Raw genomic sequence first — 19,549 nt, 5'->3', positions numbered from 1 at the left:
TTGCGCGTGTCGCAGTATTGAATATTTTATCTATAACCCGAATATTTGTGATTAGATACAAGCAATGCGCGCAACCTAAAAATAGGAAGCGCGCATTACAAGTTACAAATTAAAATTTACAACCTACAACCTATAAGATGTAAGTTGCAAGTCAAAACAGCGTAATATTAGTCGCAAGCTCCAACAGTATGAACGTAAATAGAATCAGTGCGACCTGCTTGACGCTCACCCTGTGCAGTGCTCAAAACAACAATCTTATCTCCATCGGAAACCTTACCAGCTTCACGAAGAACTTTATCAGTGAAAATCATCAAATCATGACGATTCATCTCGTGATAATCTTCGTCAATCAAGAAGGATTCAGTACCCCAGCTCAAAGCTAACCAGTGATACGTATGTTCGTTGTTTGTCAATCCGTAAATTGGAGCAACAGGACGTTCACGCGAAATACGATGAACCGTGCGACCAGTTTGGGTGTAAGCAACAATAGCTTTAGCATTAAGCTTATCTGCTAAATCAACAGCTGCAGAAGAAACTGCACCAGTACTAGACATATCAAGCTCAACAGCTGGAATACGATCGTAACCGTGCTCAGTAGCGAATTGAGATATACGAGCCATAGTTTGGACTGTAACAGCTGGATACTTGCCAACAGCAGTTTCGTTAGAAGTCATAGTCGCGTCAGCACCATCGAGAACAGCGTTAGCGCAATCGGAAGCTTCTGCACGAGTTGGAACTGGAGAATTAACCATAGTTCCAAGAACCTCAGTAGCAACAATTACTGGCTTTGCATAACGGCGAGAAAGCTCAATGCAACGCTTAGTAACGAGAGGAACTTCTTCAAGAGGCATTTCAACAGCCATATCTCCACGAGCAACCATAATGCCATCGAAAGTCTTAACAATCTCTTCCAAGTTTTCTACAGCTTGTGGCTTCTCAATCTTAGCAACGATTGGGATACGGCGACCTTCTTCATCCATAATCTCATGAGCGCGATCAATATCGCTTGCAAAACGAACGAAAGACATTGCAATAATATCTGCGCCAGTACGAATAGCCCAACGAAGATCAGCCTCATCTTTTTCAGTTAAAGCTGGAAGAGAAACAGCAACACCTGGAAGGTTAATACCCTTGTGGCTAGAAACTGGTCCTGCAACAACAACCTTCGTATGTACGTCATTGCCTTCAACTTTAGTGACTTCAAGGCGAACCTTACCATCGTCAATTAAAATCGGATCTCCTGCATGGCAATCTCCAGGTAAACCTTTGAAAGTTGTGGAAGTACGATGCTCATCACCTTCAATATCATCAGTGGTGATTACGAACTCTTGACCTTCCTTCAAATAAACCTTATCTTCGCCGTTCTCATTCTTTTTGAACCAACCGCAACGAATCTTTGGACCTTGTAAATCAACAAGAGCAGCCACATTACGGCCAGTGGATTTAGAAGCAGCACGCACATTGTTGTACACACGCAAATGATCCTCAGGAGTACCGTGAGAACGATTAAGACGAGCAACATCCATACCAGATTCAACGAGCTTAGTAATGCCCTCTAACGATTCGGTAGCTGGACCAATAGTATCAACGATTTTGGCTTTACGCATAATGCCTACCTATTTCTTCTTGATTGTTATGAGTAAAATACTCAAATTCCGGTATCTAGTGTATCAACTTATTATGACCTTAAAAGTATAATAATACGGCGTTTTGTGAACGTTCACAGAAATATTCTCACAATCAAATTCTCACAATCAAACATTCCCAAAAGCAAACATTCTCCAAATCACATATTCTCACAATCACATACTCTCACAATCACATACTCTCCATATTGCGCAATTCCTTCTTCAAATCGCGTATTTCATCTCTCAAACGCGCTGCAAGCTCAAATTGCAACTGCTCCGCAGCTACATGCATTTGCTCACTCAAATTCTTAATTAAAGACATAATCTCATCTTTAGGAAGTTCAGAAACATTAGCAATACGCTTTTCTTTACTAACACGAGAAAGATTAGGCTCTTTTGGTATTCCGTAATGCGAATTACCAACCTTACCAGCATTCCTATAGCCTCCAGAAAGCAAAGTTTGAGTATCAACATCTTCTTTAGCTAACATATCGTTTACATCGCTAATTTTCTTTCTTAAAGGCGTAGGATCAATACCATGCGCTTTATTGTATTCAATCTGCTTGTTACGTCTGCGCTCAGTTTCACTAATCGCTTTACTCATTGCATCTGTAACAGTATTCGCATACATAAGAACTGTTCCAGAAACATTTCTTGCAGCTCGACCAATTGTTTGAATAAGAGAACGATAAGATCTTAAGAATCCCTCTTTATCTGCATCTAAAATCGCAACAAGAGAAACTTCTGGCAAATCCAATCCTTCACGAAGAAGATTTATGCCAACAATAACATCAATCTTTCCTTCACGAAGAAATCGCAAAAGCTCCACTCTGCGCAAAGTATCAACATCCGAATGTAAGTATTCAACTTTAATACCAAGCTCAAGAAAATAATCAGTTAAATCTTCTGCCATCTTCTTAGTAAGAGTAGTAACAAGAACTCTCTCATTTTTAGAAATTCTTGCTTTAATCTCATTTAACAAATCATCAACCTGTCCTTGTGCTTTACGAACCTCAATTTTAGGATCGAGTAAACCAGTAGGACGAATAATTTGCTCAACTACACCATCTGAAAGACCCAACTCGTAGTCGCCAGGAGTTGCAGAAAGATACACAGTTTGACCAACATGCTCCAAAAATTCTTTCCACTTCAACGGGCGATTATCCATTGCAGAAGGCAACCTAAAACCATGCTCTACAAGAGTTCTTTTACGAGAAGCATCACCCTCATACATTGCTCCAATTTGCGGAACAGTTACATGAGATTCATCTAAAACAAGCAGAAAATCATCTGGGAAAAAGTCAAGAAGAGTATGAGGAGGAGTGCCTTTTTCACGACCGTCAAAATGTCTAGAATAATTCTCTATTCCAGGGCAAACTCCAACTTGTCTTAACATTTCTAAATCGTAAGTAGTTCGCATTTCTAGACGCTGAGCTTCTAAAAGCTTACCTTGCTTTTTAAGTTGAGCTACTCTTTCTTCTTTTTCAACCTCAATTGCTTCTAGCGCGTGCTCCATCCGCTCAGGACCTGCAATATAATGCGATGCAGGGAAAATATGAACGCTACTCTCCTTGCGAATTACATCCCCAGTAAGCGGATGCAGCATTGTAATATTGTCAATTTCATCTCCAAAGAACTCAATTCGCACAGCTAATTCCTCATAAACAGGAATAATCTCAACTGTATCTCCTCTAACTCTAAAAGTGCCACGAGTAAAAGCAATGTCATTACGCTTGTATTGCATGCTTACAAATTGACGTAATAAATCATCTCTGTCAATCTGCTCACCAACACTTAAAACAAGCATTCGATCTGCATACTCTTCTGGAGTACCAAGTCCATAAATACATGAAACTGTAGCAACAACAACACAATCTCTTCTAGTTAAAAGGTTTGCTGTTGCAGCGTGACGAAGACGCTCAACATCATCGTTAATATTAGAATCTTTTTCAATATACGTATCTGTTTGTGGAATATACGCTTCCGGCTGATAATAGTCGTAGTAAGACACAAAATAGCTCACAGCGTTATTCGGCATAAGCTCTCGAAACTCAGCACAAAGCTGAGCAGCTAAAGTTTTATTTGGCTCAATAATAAGAGTCGGACGTTGCAAACGCTCAATAAGCCAAGCTGTTGTGGCAGTTTTACCTGTACCAGTAGCGCCCATAAGAACAACATCACTTTCTCCATTTTCAATACGATTCGACAACTCTTCAATTGCTTTAGGCTGATCTCCTGAAGGCTTAAAAGGCGCTTCTACTACAAATGGCTTATTTGTGCGCTGAATTTTATTTGACATTATTCTTCACTTCCAAGCGCTTTACTACTTAAATTACTACTTAAATTACTCACACTATTACTCACACTATTACTCGCACTATTACTAACACTATTACTCACATCACTAGTTAAAACACTACTCACACCACTACTTAAAAACACTACTATTCACATCACACCTATTCACATCGCTGATTCACATCGCGCATATTCACATCGCACATATTCACATCGCGCATATTCACATCTCGCAACCATGATTTCAACACATCTTCAACACTTTTAAGCATAAAATCAATTGGTTTAGTTGAATCAACTACATAATTTGCAATACTTTTACGAGCATCGCTTCCAATCTGATTATTTATGCGTGCTAAAGCCTGAATTTCAGTCATATTTCTTTCGCGAAGGATCCTCGCAACGCGAATATCTTTAGGAGCTTCAACAGTAAGAATATAGTCAAATTTAAATGGAATAGTATCTACCACTTGAGCAAGAAGAGGAATATCGTGCACAATCACGCAACTAAAACAATTTAAGTTATACGGATTTTCTTTAGAAATTCTACTAATATATTCCTTCTCTAAAAGCTTCGCGCAATCATAAATAGCAGGATGAATAATAGACTCAACCTTATTTAATGCTTGCTTATGAATGCTATCATCCCCAAAAATGCAATCTGCAATAAAAGCACGATTTAAATATCCGTCACCAGTAATTGCATTGTTACCAAAAACTCGAACAATTTCTTTAAATACTTTACTTCCAGGCTCAACAACTTTACGAGCTAAAACGTCATAATCAATAACAAACGCACCAAGAGAGCGCAAATGATTTACAACAGTAGATTTTCCAGCTGCAATTCCTCCAGTTACAGCAATACGCATCATCGTCATATTTTAATTATAAATAATCCCCTAATAACTTATAAATAATACCCTAGCAACTTAGAGCCACTAGGGTATTACATAAAAAATTAAAATTCTTGATTATAATGCAAAATTCTAAATTTAGTCTTGCAATTCTGCACCATCAGAATCTTTATGCCACTTAGTTCCAGGCTTGGAGCAAAGAATCAAAATACCTTCAATCAAACCCCAAATGCTAGAAACAAACCATAACATTCCGAAAGAAAGAATAGTGATAAGCAATTGACCAACAGCTTTACCTGTGTGTCCAAGATAAAAATTATGTACGCCGAAAACGCCAAGGAAAATACCTAACAAACCTGCTGCAAGCTTGCTCTTACTACTAGTAGGACCGTAAACACCAGTATTATTAGTCAACGATGAATATTGAGTTTGCTGAGCATACTGTGGCTGACCGTACTGTGGTTGAGCATACTGTGGCTGAGTATACTGTGGAGCTTGCTGAGGCTGAGCATACTGAGGTTGAGCATACTGAGGAGCCTGCTGTGGCTGAGCATACTGAGGCTCGCTATACTGTGGAGCCTGCTGAGGAGCCTGCTGTGGCTGAGATTGTGGATTTGAATACACATTGTTTTGCTCGTTAGTGTTATCCATAACTTTCACGCTTTCTCTATATATACAATTCATACAACATTAAATTAAGATTACTAATAAGAATCAAAACTCAAGTTGATAGAAATCTTACACATATACGTGTACTTAAACTCAATAAAATAGCCTAAAATCTTATGCAAAAAGCCTTTATTAAGATTAATTCAACAAAACGCTAAAACGAATTAAGAAATTAACAGTTGCATTTTTCGCTTTTATGAATTAACGAATTAAGCTAAAAATTAACGAATTAAGCTAAAACAAACTAGAAAATTACATCACAACAAACTAGAAAATTATGGGTTATTTCCCAAAATTACACCACAAATAACTAACGAATTACTACACAAATAACTATTGAATTAAATAAAAATAATTAGCGAATTACATCATTCTTATTTTTAAAATTTTGTAAATAAGGCAACATAGTTTTAGCAAGAGATACTCCATCTGGAGCAACAAAAAATGGTACTCCATCAACAGTTCCAGCAGCACCAGACGCTTCAACAGTATTATCAATATCACTATATGCAATACGCGAAGTTGAAAGAGATATATTAAAATCACGATTACTACGATTGCGAAAATCTTTAACAGTAGCATGATTTTTTAATTGACGAATCCCAACAGCAACAACCCTACCTGGATATTGCTTAATAATTCGAGAATAAGTATTTGGATCTCTTTGACCATCATCGCCAATTAAAATAAAACGCATATTCGGAAAATCGTCCATAAGTTGAGCAGCAAATTCCATTTTATGCTGAGGCCCAGTAGGAATAAACGTTTTAGGACGCGGATCTAAATCACGCAATAAAAGCGGACCTTCTGGAAAACCTTCTCGCAAAATAAAATGTCTAATCGAAGCTTCAACATTCCAAGGAGATGTAGAAAGATAGAAAAATGGAGCATCCGGAAGAAGATTAGAAATATCTGAAAACATTGATGCCATGCCACTTACTGGAGAACGATGCTCAGGATTCATAATAAGAACGTTGTACGAAGCTTTAATAATAGAAGGAGCTTGCGTAACCATTATAGTATCGTCTACATCCGAGATAACACCAATACAAGCAGATGAAGATATAGCAAATAAACTTGATTCTACAGGCTCACGGCCTTCCACACTATAGCTAACAATGTGCTTGCCAACACACAAAGCTCTTTCTGTAATTAAATCAAGATACCCAGCACGATCTGAAATACAATATTCTGCACCGCCTACACCTGAAGAATCCGGCTTATCATACGCTTCAGAATCACCGATTTGAGCACTCTCAACAGGAATATTATCAATTGAAATCGATACGCGAACTCTTACAGCAGGAACAACAAGCATTGCGTAAATTCCGCGCTTTAACACCGAATGATTGCCATTTTTGGGAGCGTATACAGTCCTACAAATAAGTCGAGCGTACTTATCTGTACCATATCCAATATAAGGCTCAACACTAGGATACAATCCGCATTTTCTCGAGATTTTACCAGCCAAACGCATCCATAATCCAACAACTGAAGTTATAAAACGCCTAGTGCACCTCACTAAAAACGGCTTATTGTCAATTCTCTCTTCAGGAGTTGGAGTATCAAACAAAGTAGACGTAACATGAACCGGTATAGGCGTGCTACTAACACACCTAACAGGTTTAAGCGGGGAAGATTTCTCATTCTTCTCAGCAAGTTTTCCCCGCTTAGTTTCATCAACACTAGATTTAGCGCTATTAAGCTCAGATGAATCTAAAGCTATAGCGTCTTTAGGATCGTTCACGGACGCACCGGGTTTTCTGGAGTTTCACCAATAACTTGAACAATAGTGCCGCGAGGGCAATTATCGTAAATCCAATGAGCATCAGCTTCATACATATTCACGCATCCATTAGAACCATGTCGTTTAGGATCACCTGTTGCAATGCCAACAGAATTCCAAGCAGCAGTATGGAAACTTTCGCCACCATTATAGAAGCTAACCCAGCGAATTCCAGGAAGAACATAAGGTCTTCCATCATAATGTCTACCGCGCATAGTCTTAACATCGTAACGCAAATAAATATGGAAAGTACCAGAATCAGACTCAGTCAAATTAGTCTGACCAGTGCAAACTGGGAATGTCTTAACAACTTCATCATTCTTATACACAGTTGCAGTCTGAGAAGATTTATCTACTACAATTCGCATTTCAACAAGCTTGCGTTCAACGCTAAACTTAGATACTTCAGAAGGAACAGAAATCTTAACAGCTTTCTTATTCTTTAAAGCATCAACTACTTGCTTTAAAACAGAATCAGAATACTTGATAGAAACACCATCAACGCCTTTAGTAGCAGTGAAAATAACTTTCCCATTCTTGTCTACAGAATCTTCCTGATCTACTTTTACTTGATTCAACTGTTTAGGAAGATTTCCAGACAACCAATCATTTACAGCTTTAGAATCAATATCATAAGAAAGCTTATGCTTAAATTCATCTACATCAATAGATATCCACTTAGAAATTACATTCTTAGGAACAACAAAATCTTTACCATTGCCATTATCGAACTTAATTTCATTTGAAATAACAGAATTAAGTTGATCAGTTAACTTTTGAGCTTCATCACGCTGAATAGGAGAATCAACACGCCTATAAACAACCGATACTTTAGCAACATGACCAGGATTTGCAATCATCTTTTTTACAGCTTCACGAACCGGCAAAGTTTCAACAGAACTACCAGCTTCACCATCTTTAACAACGAACTTCGACTCTTTTTCATCGAAATTAGAAGTAAATGGAATAGCTCTATCTTTATCTTTCACAAAATAAGTTACAACGCTTTTATTCATTTCAGAATCATTACGCTGTGCAGAAAGTGGAACATTGCGAGTTACCCAAGGCATGAGCATAGTAAACAAATTATCGTGCTTAGCGCTAATAATATTGCGAACAGTAGCTTGAACATCTGACTTAACTTTCATATCACCTAAGCTAGAAGTAAGACTACCGCCTCTGTTATCGCTTATTTCAAATGAAGAATCAGAAATCGCTTGCTCAACAATATGAGCAACTTCATCACTTTTCTTTCCAACAATTTGTTCGCTAAATTTTTCATTACCAAAATGCACACCAGGAACTACGCGATCGTGGAAATACCAAGCTGTTAAACAATAACCTGCAATAATTAAAACTAAAACAATCAACAAGGAATATATGAATGCAGAAGCAGAACGATTTTTTACACGATCTTTAACACCATTCTTATAAGATTCAGATACATTGTTGAAAAGGTCATCGGATGATTTCTTAGACGCGCTTTCAATATCAGAAATACTCATAGAAGTAGTCGCATCGTCATCTTCATTATTTGAAACATTGTAGATTGAAGAATCAGCGTTATTGAAATTATTCGCATCATCATTAAAATCATCAAAATTGTTATGCTCGCTCATACTCTCAAACCTCTAGTAGACTTTCAGTCGCAAACCAAAAATCATGCTACCACTAACCGCATAAAACTAATTACAATAGATATTCAATAGCTATTCGTATTATAAACAATAGCTATTGTTTATAAAAATGTGCTCTGAAAATATTTCCAGAGCACATAAATATTATTTATGAATTAAATAATTGCAACAAAACTTACAACTACTTCTTTTCACTTAACAACTGCTCACGCAATTGAGCTAATTGATCAGAATCAGCTAAAGTACCTTCGCTTTGAGCTTCAGAAGAATAATTAGAAGCAACTTCTTCTTTCTTTTCTTCCTTTACTTCAGGCTTCTTTTCAGCTTCTTCACTCTGACCATCTTGAGCAGCAGACTCAGCTGCAGCAGCAAGTTCCTTAGCGGCAAACACCTTATGCTGCTCCCATAATTCATGAGCTGCTGCATATTGTGCTTCCCACTCTTCGCGCTGCTGTTCATAACCAGCAATCCACTCGTTAGTATTTGGATCGAATCCTTCTGGATACTTGTAGTTTCCTTCTTCATCGTACTCAGCTGGCATACCGTAAAGAGCTGGATCGAAATCTTCAGAATTTGGATCAACAGCCTCATTTGCCTGCTTCAAGGAGAGGGAAATACGACGACGATCGAGATCTACGTCAATAACCTTAACGAATACTTCTTCGCCACCCTTAACAACAGTTTCAGGATTCTCTACATGACGATTAGCAAGCTCAGAGATGTGTACTAAGCCTTCAATTCCATCTTCAACTGAGATGAACACGCCAAACTGAACAATCTTAGTGACTTTACCTTTAACAACTTGTCCAGGAACGTGTGTGCGAGCAAAGCGCTGCCATGGATCTTCCTGAGTTGCTTTAAGGGAAAGGGAGATACGTTCGCGATCGAAGTCAACATCGAGAACCTCAACAGTGACCTTATCTCCAACCTTAACAACCTCAGATGGATGATCGATATGCTTCCAAGAGAGCTCAGAAACATGAATAAGACCGTCAACACCGCCAAGATCAACAAATGCGCCGAAGTTTACGATAGAAGACACAACGCCTTCACGAATCTGACCCTTCTTAAGCTGCGAAAGGAATGTTTCGCGAACTTCAGACTGGGTTTCCTCGAGGAACTGGCGGCGAGAAAGAACAACATTATTGCGATTCTTATCAAGCTCAAGAATCTTAGCTTTAATCTTTTGACCAATGTATGGAGAAAGATCGCGTACACGACGCATCTCAACCAAGGATGCTGGCAAGAAGCCACGCAAGCCGATATCTACAATCAAGCCGCCCTTAACAGCTTCAATAACAGTACCTTCAACAATACCGTCTGCATCTTTAATCTTCTCAATATCGCCCCAAGCACGCTCGTATTGCGCACGCTTCTTGGAGAGAATAAGACGTCCTTCCTTGTCTTCCTTAGTAACAACAAGTGCTTCAATAGTGTCGCCAACTCCAACGACATCATCTGGATCAACGTCTTTTTTGATGGAAAGTTCACGGGAAGGAATTACACCTTCAGTTTTGTAGCCGATATCCAATAATACTTCGTCGTGATCAATCTTTACGACTGTACCTTCAACTAAATCACCATCATCAAAATTCTTGATGGTTGAATCGACTGCCTTGATGAAGTCTTCTTCGGTGCCAATATCATTAATCGCAACCTTGGCGACTTCGTTATTATTCTCTGCCATTAGTTATTAGTGGTTTCTTCTTGGGGTGGATATTACTCGATATTAAATTATGTTTGTATATGTAACGTGAGCTTTTCGCACACGCTCTGTCAATGTTATAGATAGGCATAGCCAAAGTTAGCTTAGGAGCTCGGGTGTGTCGCATTACCCTCGTTTGAAGCAAAGCTCGCGCTTCAAACGAGCTTAATGCGAGAGGACTTGCTCAATGTTGAAAGCACAGTGTGCTTTCAATGCAAGTACTCTTGATTGCATCCATGCAATCAACCACAACAAACACGCAACCAGCTAACAAACAACCAGCTAACAAACAACCTAAAGATGCAAAATATTAGCAAACTTGATTTTCTGCAATATTTACAACATTAGCTAACAACATTGCTCTAGTCATAAGACCAACGCCACCAGGATTAGGCGAATACGCTCCAGCAATATCTCTACACGAAACGTCAACATCCCCTTTTAGACGATATTTACCAGACTCTTCATCAAATACAAAAGACAAGCCTACATCAACAAGAACAGCGCCTGGCTTAACATCATCAGGCTTTACAAACCCAGCACTACCAATTGCTGCAATAATTACATCCGATCTGCGCATAATCTCATGAACATTACGCGTATGAGTGTGACACAAAGTAACTGTTGCATCTACACCACGTCTAGTCAACAACAATCCAATAGTGCGTCCAACTGTAATACCACGTCCAAGAACACAAACTTCTTTGCCATCAAGGTTAATATTGTATTCGTCAAGCAAAGCTAATATTCCTCTCGGAGTACAAGGCAAAGGCGTTGTAATCTTTCCAGAAATATGCATAACAAGTTCCCCTAAATTATAAGGATGCATACCATCGCAATCCTTCTTAGGATCAACTGCTTCAATTATTTTCTTTTCATCTATGCCTTTCGGTAAAGGCAATTGCACAATAAAACCTGTACAAGAAGGATCATTATTTAAACTTTCAACAGCTTTAAGAACATCTTCCTCACTAGCATCTTGAGGAAGATCATAACGAATAGAACGAATTCCAACTTCCTGACAATCGCGATGTTTACCTGCAACGTATTTCATAGAACTAGAATCATTGCCAACTAACAAAGTACCTAATCCGGGTTCAATACCTTTTTCTTTAAGTAAAGAAACTCGCTTTGCTAAACTTATTTTTATCTTATTCGATAACGCTTTACCATCTAATACAATCACCATAAAATCATCACTTTCCAACTCGCATAATTCGTATCCATAGACTATCGTGAGATATATAAAAAGTGTACGACAGCTGTATGTAATATACGTGGACATGTGGAGCGTACGACAATTGCCGGCGTGGACGCGGCGGAAGGAGTGAGTTTCAATGCGTATCACTGTTACAACTTTGAAGAATACAATCAATGCTATTGCAACGTACGCAATAGCATTGGTTGTTGGATTTGGTGTTGCTGCATGCGGATCTCAAGCACCTAGCACTCAAACAAAACCAGAAGAAGCTAAAAGCAACAAGCCAATTTCAGTAGTATCTACACTAGACACTTGGGGTAGCTTAGCTCAAGAAATTGGCGGAGAAGATGTAAAAGTAGTCAACTTGCTAAACGGATCAAATGCAAATGTCGATGACGCAAAATTAAGCGATAATGATTCTAAAACATTGCATTCTGCTCAAGTTATAGTAGTAAACGGCGCAGGTTATGATGATTGGGCAACAAAAAACTTACCAAAGAAAACAGAATTAGTAAGTGCAGCAAGTACTGTTGGAGCATTAAACGGAGATAACCCATATTTGTGGTTCTCAAGAGATGCTAGAAGCGCAATGGCAAATTCTCTATACGAAACTTTTTCGCGAATAAATCCTGCAAAACGCAAAGATTTTACTTCGCGCTTTAATAAGTGGAAAGATAAGGAAAAAACTCTCGATGCTTATCTAAATAAGTTTGCAAGTGTTCATGCAAAATATAAGATTGCATCAACATCACCTATTATATTCTGGCTTCTTTCAGACATAAATATTAAAGATAGTGCACCTAAAGATTACATTTCATCAATTGCTCAAGGTACAGATCCAAGCACTCAAAGCATAGGTGAATTCAGTAAATTGCTTGAAGATAGGCATATTGACGTTCTTATAAACGATTCACAAAAAAATAAGAATGACAATATTAACGTAATCAATGGAATTGCTGGAAGAAGCTACACTAGCATAGTTAATGTAAGTGAGTTAATGCCTTCATACGCTAAACAACTTGACACTTGGATTATTAAAATTTTAGATGACATCGAAAATGGAACAAAAACAAGTGCTTCAATGCGTTTGGCTATAGATAAGCAAGAAAAACCTAGTAGACTAATTACAGAGAAACCAAAACCTGTTCTTCCAGGTCCAGTTCGTTCTAATGAAGGGCAAAAAGATCCTGGAAAGTAATTCAATTAGTTTATTTGTAAAAGTTTAATTATTAGTTTATCTGCAAAAGTTTAACGATAATTTAAAAAATAAGCCTTGTCTGAAAGTAGATTTTAGATAAGGCTTATTTTATTGGTTATTAAACAAAAATGTGCGATATGTTAAAGCAGGATTTATTTTAATTCTTACTTTATGCACTTAATTCTTGTAATACTTAATTCTTGTGGCGAAAATTTTATAGTTACTTACTTTTTGCGAGATTTACGTGAATTCTTAGCAAGTAGCAATAATGTTTCTGAAGCAGGCTCTTGTGGGAAAGAAGTATGATGCTTTTCGTCACCATCCTTAGCTTTAGCATAACCAAGATTTACATTAAGCAAACGCTCAGCTTCCTGTTCATCAATTTTCTCAGATAAAGCAATTTCAGAAATTAAAATGCTACGAGCTCTAGAAAGCATACGCTTTTCACCTGCTGAAAGTCCGTGCTCATCAATATCTCTTTGAGATAAATCACGCACAACTTCTGCAATCTTATTGACATCTCCAGTAGCAATCTTCTCAACATTAAGCTTATAGCGTCTTGACCAATTCATCTCTTTTTCGATGATTGGAGTACGCAAAATTTCAAATACTTTTGCTACTTCTTTCGCGCCTACAATATCTCTAACGCCAACTTTTTTAACGCTGTCAACAGGAACGTTAATCTCTAAACCATCTGATGACAAAACAACAAGACGCAAATATTGTCGTGTTATTCCTTTTACTGTCCGCTCGCTGATTTCCTCGACACGCGCCGCACCATGACGAGGATAGACGACCATATCGCCGACTTGATATCCCACAGAACCCTCCGTATGCACAGAAAAACTCATAAAAGTTTCTCATAAGCTAACGACTTGAAGAAATTTTTAATATTTTTTAATAAGATATTAAAAAACACGCGACTTACTTCCATAAAGCATGTATTATGGAAACCATGAGTACAGTTTCTACCATCAATGAGGATGCAGTCGCGGTTGCAGTCCGACAGGATGTATTAGCCGCGGTGAGCAATGCAGAATATTACAATCCACACGAGGTCCTTGGTGGACATCTTGGAACAGGCAAAAGCGAAGGCACTGCCACTGTGCGCGTTTTGCGACCAATGGCGAAAAGAGTAATTATCATCACCAAATCTGGTGAATATGAAGCTAAGCACGAATATAATGGCATTTTTACAGCTGTTGTTCCTGCAACTAAACATGCTCGTTCAAAAGAGTTTTCAGTACCAAGCTATAGAGTTCGCACTGTTGAAATAGACGGGACTGAGTCAGTTGACGATGATCCATATCGTTATTTGCCTCAAGTTGGCGAATTAGACATGTATTTGTTCGGCGAAGGAAGACATGAACGCCTGTGGGAAGCATTAGGCGCACACGTTAAAACCATTACAGATTCATGGGGACTTGTTTCTCCTGAAACTGGAAAAATGGTCAAAAAAGTCACAGGTACAGCGTTTTCTGTTTGGGCACCAAATGCTCGTGCTGTTCGAGTAGTTGGCAATTTCAACTATTGGAATGGACGCCGTCATGCTATGAGATCATTAGGATCTTCTGGAATTTGGGAACTTTTCATTCCAGGCGTAGGCGCAGGAGAAGTTTACAAATTTGAGATTCTTACACAATCTGGATCTTGGATTATGAAAGCAGATCCTATGGAACGTTCTCACGAAGTTCCACCAAACACTGGATCTGTTGTTGTAGATTCAGACTTTAAGTGGCATGATACAGATTGGATGGATAAGCGCGCTAAAAGCGATGCACATAATGGTCCAATAAGCATCTACGAAGTACAAGCCAATAGCTGGAATCGTGATTTAAGCGATTATCGCGAGTTAGCAGACAGCCTAGTTGACTATGTAGTAAAAGAAGGATTTACTCACGTTGAGTTTATGCCTCTTACACAATACCCGTACTCCGGTTCATGGGGTTACCAAGTAACTGGTTATTACGCAGTAGATTCTAGACTTGGATCTCCTGATGATTTCAAGTATTTAGTAAATAAGCTCCATAAAGCCGGAATTGGCGTAATAATGGACTGGGTACCTGCACACTTCCCTAAGGATGATTTCGCACTTGGACGTTTTGACGGTACTGCTTTGTATGAAGATCCTGATCCAATGCGCGGTGAACATCCTGATTGGGGAACATACATATTCAACTTTGGACGTCACGAAGTTCGTAACTTCCTAGTAGCGAATGCATGCTTCTGGCTTGACGAATATCACATTGATGCACTCAGAGTTGACGCAGTTTCTTCAATGCTCTACTTAGATTACAGCCGAGAGGCAGGTCAGTGGAGACCAAATATTTATGGTGGACGCGAAAATCTTGAAGCAATCGACTTCATTAAAGAAGCAAATGCCACTGCTTACAAAAATAATCCTGGCATTATGATGATTGCAGAAGAATCAACAGCCTATCAAGGAGTTACTGCACCAACAGATATGGGTGGCTTAGGATTCGGCTTGAAGTGGAATATGGGCTGGATGCACGATACGTTGCAATATCTTAAAGAAGAACCAATCAACAGACGTTGGCATCACAATGAAATTACGTTCTCAATGGTATACGCTTATTCTGAGCATTACGTTTTGCCTTTGAGCCACGATGAAGTTGTGTATGGAAAAGGCTCATTACTTGGCAAGATGCCAGGAGACGAATGGCAACAATTCGCAGGATTGCGCGCATTACTCGCCTATCAATGGTCTCACCCAGGAAAGAACTTACTATTTATGGGTGGAGAAATTGGACAATCAAGCGAATGGAACTTCAACAATTCGCTTAATTGGAACGAATTGCAATGGCCGTTCCATCAAGGTGTTCAAAAGCTTGTTGCTGATTTGAATGCTTTATACAAGAGTTCAAGAGCATTCTGGAGTCAAGACTTTACGCCTGATGGATTCCAATGGCTTACAAGCGATGATTCTGATCACAATACTTTGAGCTACATGCGTATTGGTGACGATGGCGAAGAAATTGTTGTTGTAGTGAACTTCTCTGGTCAGGCTTGGCAAGACTATCAAGTTGCACTTCCAAAGGGTGGCAAGTGGGAAGAAATTCTTACAACTGACGATGCAAAGTATTGCGGTTCAGATATTCACAATGGAACATTTACTGCAGCAGCTGAAGAATATCATTCTCGCCCATACTCAGCAAGAATTACTGTTCCAGCATTAGGCGCAGTATTCTTGAAACCAGTGAAACACTGAAAGGGTTTATTAGATTATGCTTAACGCTCCATTAGGTAACGGAGTTCCTCGTACTATTCTTGTGGTTGAAGATGAGCCAGATTTAGCTACGGCAATTGCACAGCGCATAGCTGCACAAGGATGGCGCGCTAGGGTCGTATCTGATGGAGCGTCTGCTGTTAAAGTAGCAGAACAGCTTAAGCCAGATCTAATTATTATGGACATTATGCTCCCAATAATGGATGGCATTGAAGCAACTAAAAGGATTATTTCTAAACGTCTTGTACCAATTCTTATGCTAACAGCTAGAGATGCTGAATCAGATAAAATATCGGGATTAAGCGCTGGAGCAGACGACTACATGACGAAACCATTTTCGCCACGAGAACTTATAGCAAGATGCGCAGCACTGTTGCGGCGCGTAGATCGCGCTACTCAAATAGCTAAGAATTTGGAAAATGAACGAACAATGACTTTTGGAAATCTAGTTATCAATCCTCGTCAGCGTATTGTTACTATTGACAATGAAGAAGTTCATTTTACTCCTACAGAATTCGACTTATTAGCAACATTGGCTCGTAAACCTCATGCAGTATTTAAGCGCGAAAAATTGCTTGAAAAAGTGTGGGATTGGCCAGACGCTTCTGGGACTAGAACAGTTGATTCACATATAAAGTCTTTAAGACACAAAATAGGATCTTCATGGATTCGCACAGTACACGGAATTGGATACGCTTTTGAACCTATGATAAGCGAGAATTGCAACAGCTCAAACGATTAACGATAGAAAATTAAGTCCACTAAATCGCAAAGCTAACAAATCACATATTCCCCACTTTCTTACGCCATCGAATATTAACTTGCAAACTACTTATAGTTTGTTTTACAACGTACGCTTTGCTGTTAGTTAGGCAGAGATTTAAGATTTTTCGCCCTGAATGAGATGAACCTCAGCACGAAGTGGTGATTCATCGAATGAAGAAGAAAAATCGAAAAATCTCGGTGATTAGCCGAAGATTAAAAGACTAAACATGCCAAGAGCTATCGGAGTTTCTCTTAGAGCAATGTAAAAATCTTGCGATGAGAGAAACTCCGACAGCTCAGCAACAACAAATAGGAAAATTCTATAAATAAACATATATTTTAAAATACAAATAACTTAAAATTTATAAGTAATATGATGTGATGTAATGAAATGAAATAACATTAAGATTTGTTAGTGTATTTAACTACAATTAGTAACAAATCATAAAACAATTTTTACACAATTTAAAGATAATATAATCTTATGAAAAAATCACAATCGAGAAAAAACTCCACCACAAACTCTGATATTGATATTGATATTAAGTCGAAAAGAAAAAATAATCATCTCAAAAACTTTAATGTGGATAGTGTTAAAAATATAAAAAACTTATCACATCCACTAAGCTTCTTCTCGTCACTAAAATTCTTCTCGTCATTAAAAAGCGAGTTATCAGCGATTATTGTTGTAGCTACAGCAATAGCATTTGTTATGGCGTGGTTCCTTCTGAAAATGGGATTAAATGGATGGATTGCAATGCCTTTAACTCTTGCAGTAGCACTAGGAATAACATATACATTCTCGCGCGGCTTAATAGCACCATTGCGCCAAATGCGAGATGCGTCTGAATCAATGGCTGAAGGCGACTATTCAGTAAGAGTAGAAATTGAAAATCGAAGTGATGAAGTAGGAAAACTTACTCTTGCATTTAACGAGATGGCTGAAGAATTAGAACACGTAGACCAAATGCGAAGAGATCTTATAGCAAACGTAAGCCACGAACTTAGAACACCAGTTTCAGCATTACAAGCAATGCTAGAAAATCTTGCAGATGGAGTAATCGAACCAACTCCTGCAAATATGGAAACTATATTAAATCAAACACATAAACTTGCAGATCTTATTACATTCTTATTGGACTTATCTAGAGTAGAAGCAGGAGCAGAAAATCTTAATATAACATCGTTTAATTTTTCGAAATTTATTGATTCAATAGTAGAACCTTTAGAGATAGCAGATAGCGGACACAATCATAATATTTACGTAAAAATTGACGATAATATACAACTTACTGGAGATCAAAATAGACTTTCACAATTATTTACAAATATTATCTCTAATGCTCTTAAACATTCTCCAGATAATACAAAAGTACTAATTACAGCTTATGCAGATTCTCAAAACAATGCTCTAATAAGTAATGTTATTAACTTTGGAAAGCAAATACCAAAAGAAGAACGATCTGAAATTTTCCGGCGATTTGTAAAAGGAAACCAAGGCATTGGAACAGAATCTGGAGGAACAGGACTAGGATTATCTATTGCAAGATGGGCAGCACAGCTTCATCATGGTAGCGTAAAAGTAGTAGACGATAAACGTGGTCCAAACTTTGAAATAACTCTTCCTTTGAATTACGAATATTGTGAAAACAATGAAGAATAAAATGTAGAATATATAAAAACAAAACACGTTCACAGCGAGGAAAATATGCTTTTAGCAGTTGATATTGGCAACACAAATATAGTTCTAGGGTTTTTAGAAAACGATAATATTGTTGGAACTTACAGAATGACTACAAAAGCGAATCACACTTCAGATGAATATGGAATTATGATTACGCAATTCCTTCATCTAAGTGGATTTAGCATAAAAGATGTAGATGATGTCATAGTTGCTTCTGTTGTGCCAAAAGTAATGCACTCATTCCGTTCAAGTATTATTAAATTCTTAAATATTGACCCTATGATTGTTGGCCCTGGTGTAAAAACTGGAATGAATATTCGAATAGACGAGCCTAAAACGCTTGGAGCAGATTGCTTAGCAGATTGCGTTGGAGCATTCGCAAAATACGGCGGACCAGCACTAGTAATTGATTTTGGAACAGCAACAACATACAACTATGTTGATAAAAATGGAGCTATAACTTGCGGACTCATATGCACAGGTATTCGCACAGCTGCAGCAGCTTTATGGGATAACACAGCGCAACTTCCAGAAGTAGAAATTTCACGACCAGAATCGATATTAGCAAAATCAACTCGCCCAGCAATGCAAGCAGGACTGTATTATAGTTTTCTCGGCGGAATTGAACGCACTATTAAACAATTCAAAAGTGAAATAAATGAGCCGTTTAAAGTTATTGCTACTGGCGGATTAGGTAGACTTTTTGAAAAAGATATAGAAGAAATAGACTACTATGATCCTAATCTAATTTTCGAAGGTATGGCAGAAATTTACAATCGAAACACGTTTTAGTAACTAATACATACAAATACATTATTTAGATTTAGTGTTATTTAGCACTATCTAGCACTATCTAGTATTACTTAGCATTATCTAG

At 38.1% G+C, this 19,549-nt stretch carries 15 protein-coding genes; 5 read left to right on the top strand and 10 right to left on the bottom strand.

All coding sequences use genetic code 11. The annotated features are described in order from the left end of the window. Positions 1 to 167: 167 nt before the first annotated feature. From pyk to HXT27_RS04155, 9 genes are all read right to left on the bottom strand, one after another. Positions 168 to 1,607 (bottom strand): pyruvate kinase, encoded by a 1,440-nt coding sequence (gene pyk / locus HXT27_RS04195; protein ID WP_103042939.1) that lies wholly within the window; start codon positions 1,605 to 1,607, stop codon positions 168 to 170. A 211-nt stretch (positions 1,608 to 1,818) separates the two neighbouring features. Then, entirely contained in the window at positions 1,819 to 3,927 is a 2,109-nt protein-coding gene (uvrB, locus tag HXT27_RS04190; protein WP_103042938.1) for an excinuclease ABC subunit UvrB, read from the bottom strand. Continuing rightward, positions 3,927 to 4,052, bottom strand: coding sequence for a hypothetical protein (locus HXT27_RS04185; protein ID WP_255408280.1), 126 nt, complete (start codon positions 4,050 to 4,052; stop codon positions 3,927 to 3,929). The genes uvrB and HXT27_RS04185 overlap by 1 nt, the downstream gene beginning before the upstream one ends. Before the next feature lie 35 nt (positions 4,053 to 4,087). Further along, positions 4,088 to 4,804, bottom strand: coding sequence for a dephospho-CoA kinase (coaE, locus tag HXT27_RS04180; RefSeq protein ID WP_103042937.1), 717 nt, complete (start codon positions 4,802 to 4,804; stop codon positions 4,088 to 4,090). Between the two features lie 114 nt (positions 4,805 to 4,918). After that, the gene (locus HXT27_RS04175; RefSeq protein ID WP_103042936.1) at positions 4,919 to 5,431 is read right to left on the bottom strand and encodes a TM2 domain-containing protein; all 513 of its coding nucleotides are present in this window, start codon (positions 5,429 to 5,431) and stop codon (positions 4,919 to 4,921) included. 373 nt (positions 5,432 to 5,804) lie between these two features. Next, entirely contained in the window at positions 5,805 to 7,196 is a 1,392-nt protein-coding gene (locus HXT27_RS04170) for a phosphatase domain-containing protein (protein ID WP_075523530.1), read from the bottom strand. Then, positions 7,193 to 8,854, bottom strand: coding sequence for a L,D-transpeptidase (locus HXT27_RS04165; protein WP_103042935.1), 1,662 nt, complete (start codon positions 8,852 to 8,854; stop codon positions 7,193 to 7,195). The genes HXT27_RS04170 and HXT27_RS04165 overlap by 4 nt, the downstream gene beginning before the upstream one ends. 199 nt (positions 8,855 to 9,053) lie before the next feature. Then, positions 9,054 to 10,559: a 30S ribosomal protein S1 gene (rpsA, locus tag HXT27_RS04160; RefSeq protein WP_075523532.1), complete on the bottom strand. Its 1,506-nt coding sequence runs from the start codon at positions 10,557 to 10,559 to the stop codon at positions 9,054 to 9,056. Between the two features lie 328 nt (positions 10,560 to 10,887). Next, positions 10,888 to 11,766, bottom strand: a complete 879-nt coding sequence (locus HXT27_RS04155) for a bifunctional methylenetetrahydrofolate dehydrogenase/methenyltetrahydrofolate cyclohydrolase (protein WP_103042934.1) — start codon at positions 11,764 to 11,766, stop codon at positions 10,888 to 10,890. Positions 11,767 to 11,914: 148 nt separating this feature from the next. On the opposite strand from HXT27_RS04155, the gene HXT27_RS04150 reads away from it, so the two are divergent. Continuing rightward, positions 11,915 to 12,976 carry a metal ABC transporter solute-binding protein, Zn/Mn family gene (locus HXT27_RS04150; protein ID WP_103042933.1) on the top strand — a complete coding sequence of 354 codons (1,062 nt, stop codon included), beginning with the start codon at positions 11,915 to 11,917 and terminating at the stop codon, positions 12,974 to 12,976. 224 nt (positions 12,977 to 13,200) lie between these two features. Here the strand turns inward: HXT27_RS04150 and HXT27_RS04145 are convergent, their stop codons facing one another. Next, positions 13,201 to 13,797, bottom strand: coding sequence for a CarD family transcriptional regulator (locus tag HXT27_RS04145; RefSeq protein ID WP_196489643.1), 597 nt, complete (start codon positions 13,795 to 13,797; stop codon positions 13,201 to 13,203). Between the two features lie 134 nt (positions 13,798 to 13,931). Between HXT27_RS04145 and glgB the strand changes: the two genes are divergently transcribed. The 4 genes from glgB (at position 13,932) to HXT27_RS04125 (ending at position 19,464) form a co-directional block, all read left to right on the top strand. Further along, on the top strand, positions 13,932 to 16,205 hold the full coding sequence (glgB, locus tag HXT27_RS04140; protein ID WP_199172724.1) for a 1,4-alpha-glucan branching protein GlgB: 2,274 nt from the start codon (positions 13,932 to 13,934) through the stop codon (positions 16,203 to 16,205). A 16-nt stretch (positions 16,206 to 16,221) separates the two neighbouring features. Further along, on the top strand, positions 16,222 to 16,965 hold the full coding sequence (locus tag HXT27_RS04135) for a response regulator transcription factor (RefSeq protein WP_103042931.1): 744 nt from the start codon (positions 16,222 to 16,224) through the stop codon (positions 16,963 to 16,965). Positions 16,966 to 17,472: 507 nt separating this feature from the next. Further along, positions 17,473 to 18,651 carry a sensor histidine kinase gene (locus HXT27_RS04130; protein WP_103042930.1) on the top strand — a complete coding sequence of 393 codons (1,179 nt, stop codon included), beginning with the start codon at positions 17,473 to 17,475 and terminating at the stop codon, positions 18,649 to 18,651. Positions 18,652 to 18,696: 45 nt separating this feature from the next. Then, positions 18,697 to 19,464: a type III pantothenate kinase gene (locus HXT27_RS04125; RefSeq protein ID WP_103042929.1), complete on the top strand. Its 768-nt coding sequence runs from the start codon at positions 18,697 to 18,699 to the stop codon at positions 19,462 to 19,464. The last annotated feature ends 85 nt before the right edge of the window (positions 19,465 to 19,549 follow it).

The sequence above is a fragment of the Gardnerella bivia genome, assembly GCF_049262715.1.
Classification (GTDB): Bacteria; Actinomycetota; Actinomycetes; order Actinomycetales; family Bifidobacteriaceae; genus Bifidobacterium; species Bifidobacterium vaginale_A.
This window is presented reverse-complemented; position numbering and strand designations above follow the sequence as displayed.

Bases quoted from the DNA above. Each gene is read 5' to 3' on its own strand.
- pyk (WP_103042939.1), bottom strand. From the start codon at position 1,607: ATGCGTAAAGCCAAAATCGTTGATACTATTGGTCCAGCTACCGAATCG.
- uvrB (WP_103042938.1), bottom strand. From the start codon at position 3,927: ATGTCAAATAAAATTCAGCGCACAAATAAGCCATTTGTAGTAGAAGCG.
- coaE (WP_103042937.1), bottom strand. From the start codon at position 4,804: ATGACGATGATGCGTATTGCTGTAACTGGAGGAATTGCAGCTGGAAAA.
- HXT27_RS04175 (WP_103042936.1), bottom strand. From the start codon at position 5,431: ATGGATAACACTAACGAGCAAAACAATGTGTATTCAAATCCACAATCT.
- HXT27_RS04165 (WP_103042935.1), bottom strand. From the start codon at position 8,854: ATGAGCGAGCATAACAATTTTGATGATTTTAATGATGATGCGAATAAT.
- rpsA (WP_075523532.1), bottom strand. From the start codon at position 10,559: ATGGCAGAGAATAATAACGAAGTCGCCAAGGTTGCGATTAATGATATT.
- HXT27_RS04155 (WP_103042934.1), bottom strand. From the start codon at position 11,766: ATGGTGATTGTATTAGATGGTAAAGCGTTATCGAATAAGATAAAAATA.
- HXT27_RS04150 (WP_103042933.1), top strand. From the start codon at position 11,915: ATGCGTATCACTGTTACAACTTTGAAGAATACAATCAATGCTATTGCA.
- glgB (WP_199172724.1), top strand. From the start codon at position 13,932: ATGAGTACAGTTTCTACCATCAATGAGGATGCAGTCGCGGTTGCAGTC.
- HXT27_RS04135 (WP_103042931.1), top strand. From the start codon at position 16,222: ATGCTTAACGCTCCATTAGGTAACGGAGTTCCTCGTACTATTCTTGTG.
- HXT27_RS04130 (WP_103042930.1), top strand. From the start codon at position 17,473: ATGAAAAAATCACAATCGAGAAAAAACTCCACCACAAACTCTGATATT.
- HXT27_RS04125 (WP_103042929.1), top strand. From the start codon at position 18,697: ATGCTTTTAGCAGTTGATATTGGCAACACAAATATAGTTCTAGGGTTT.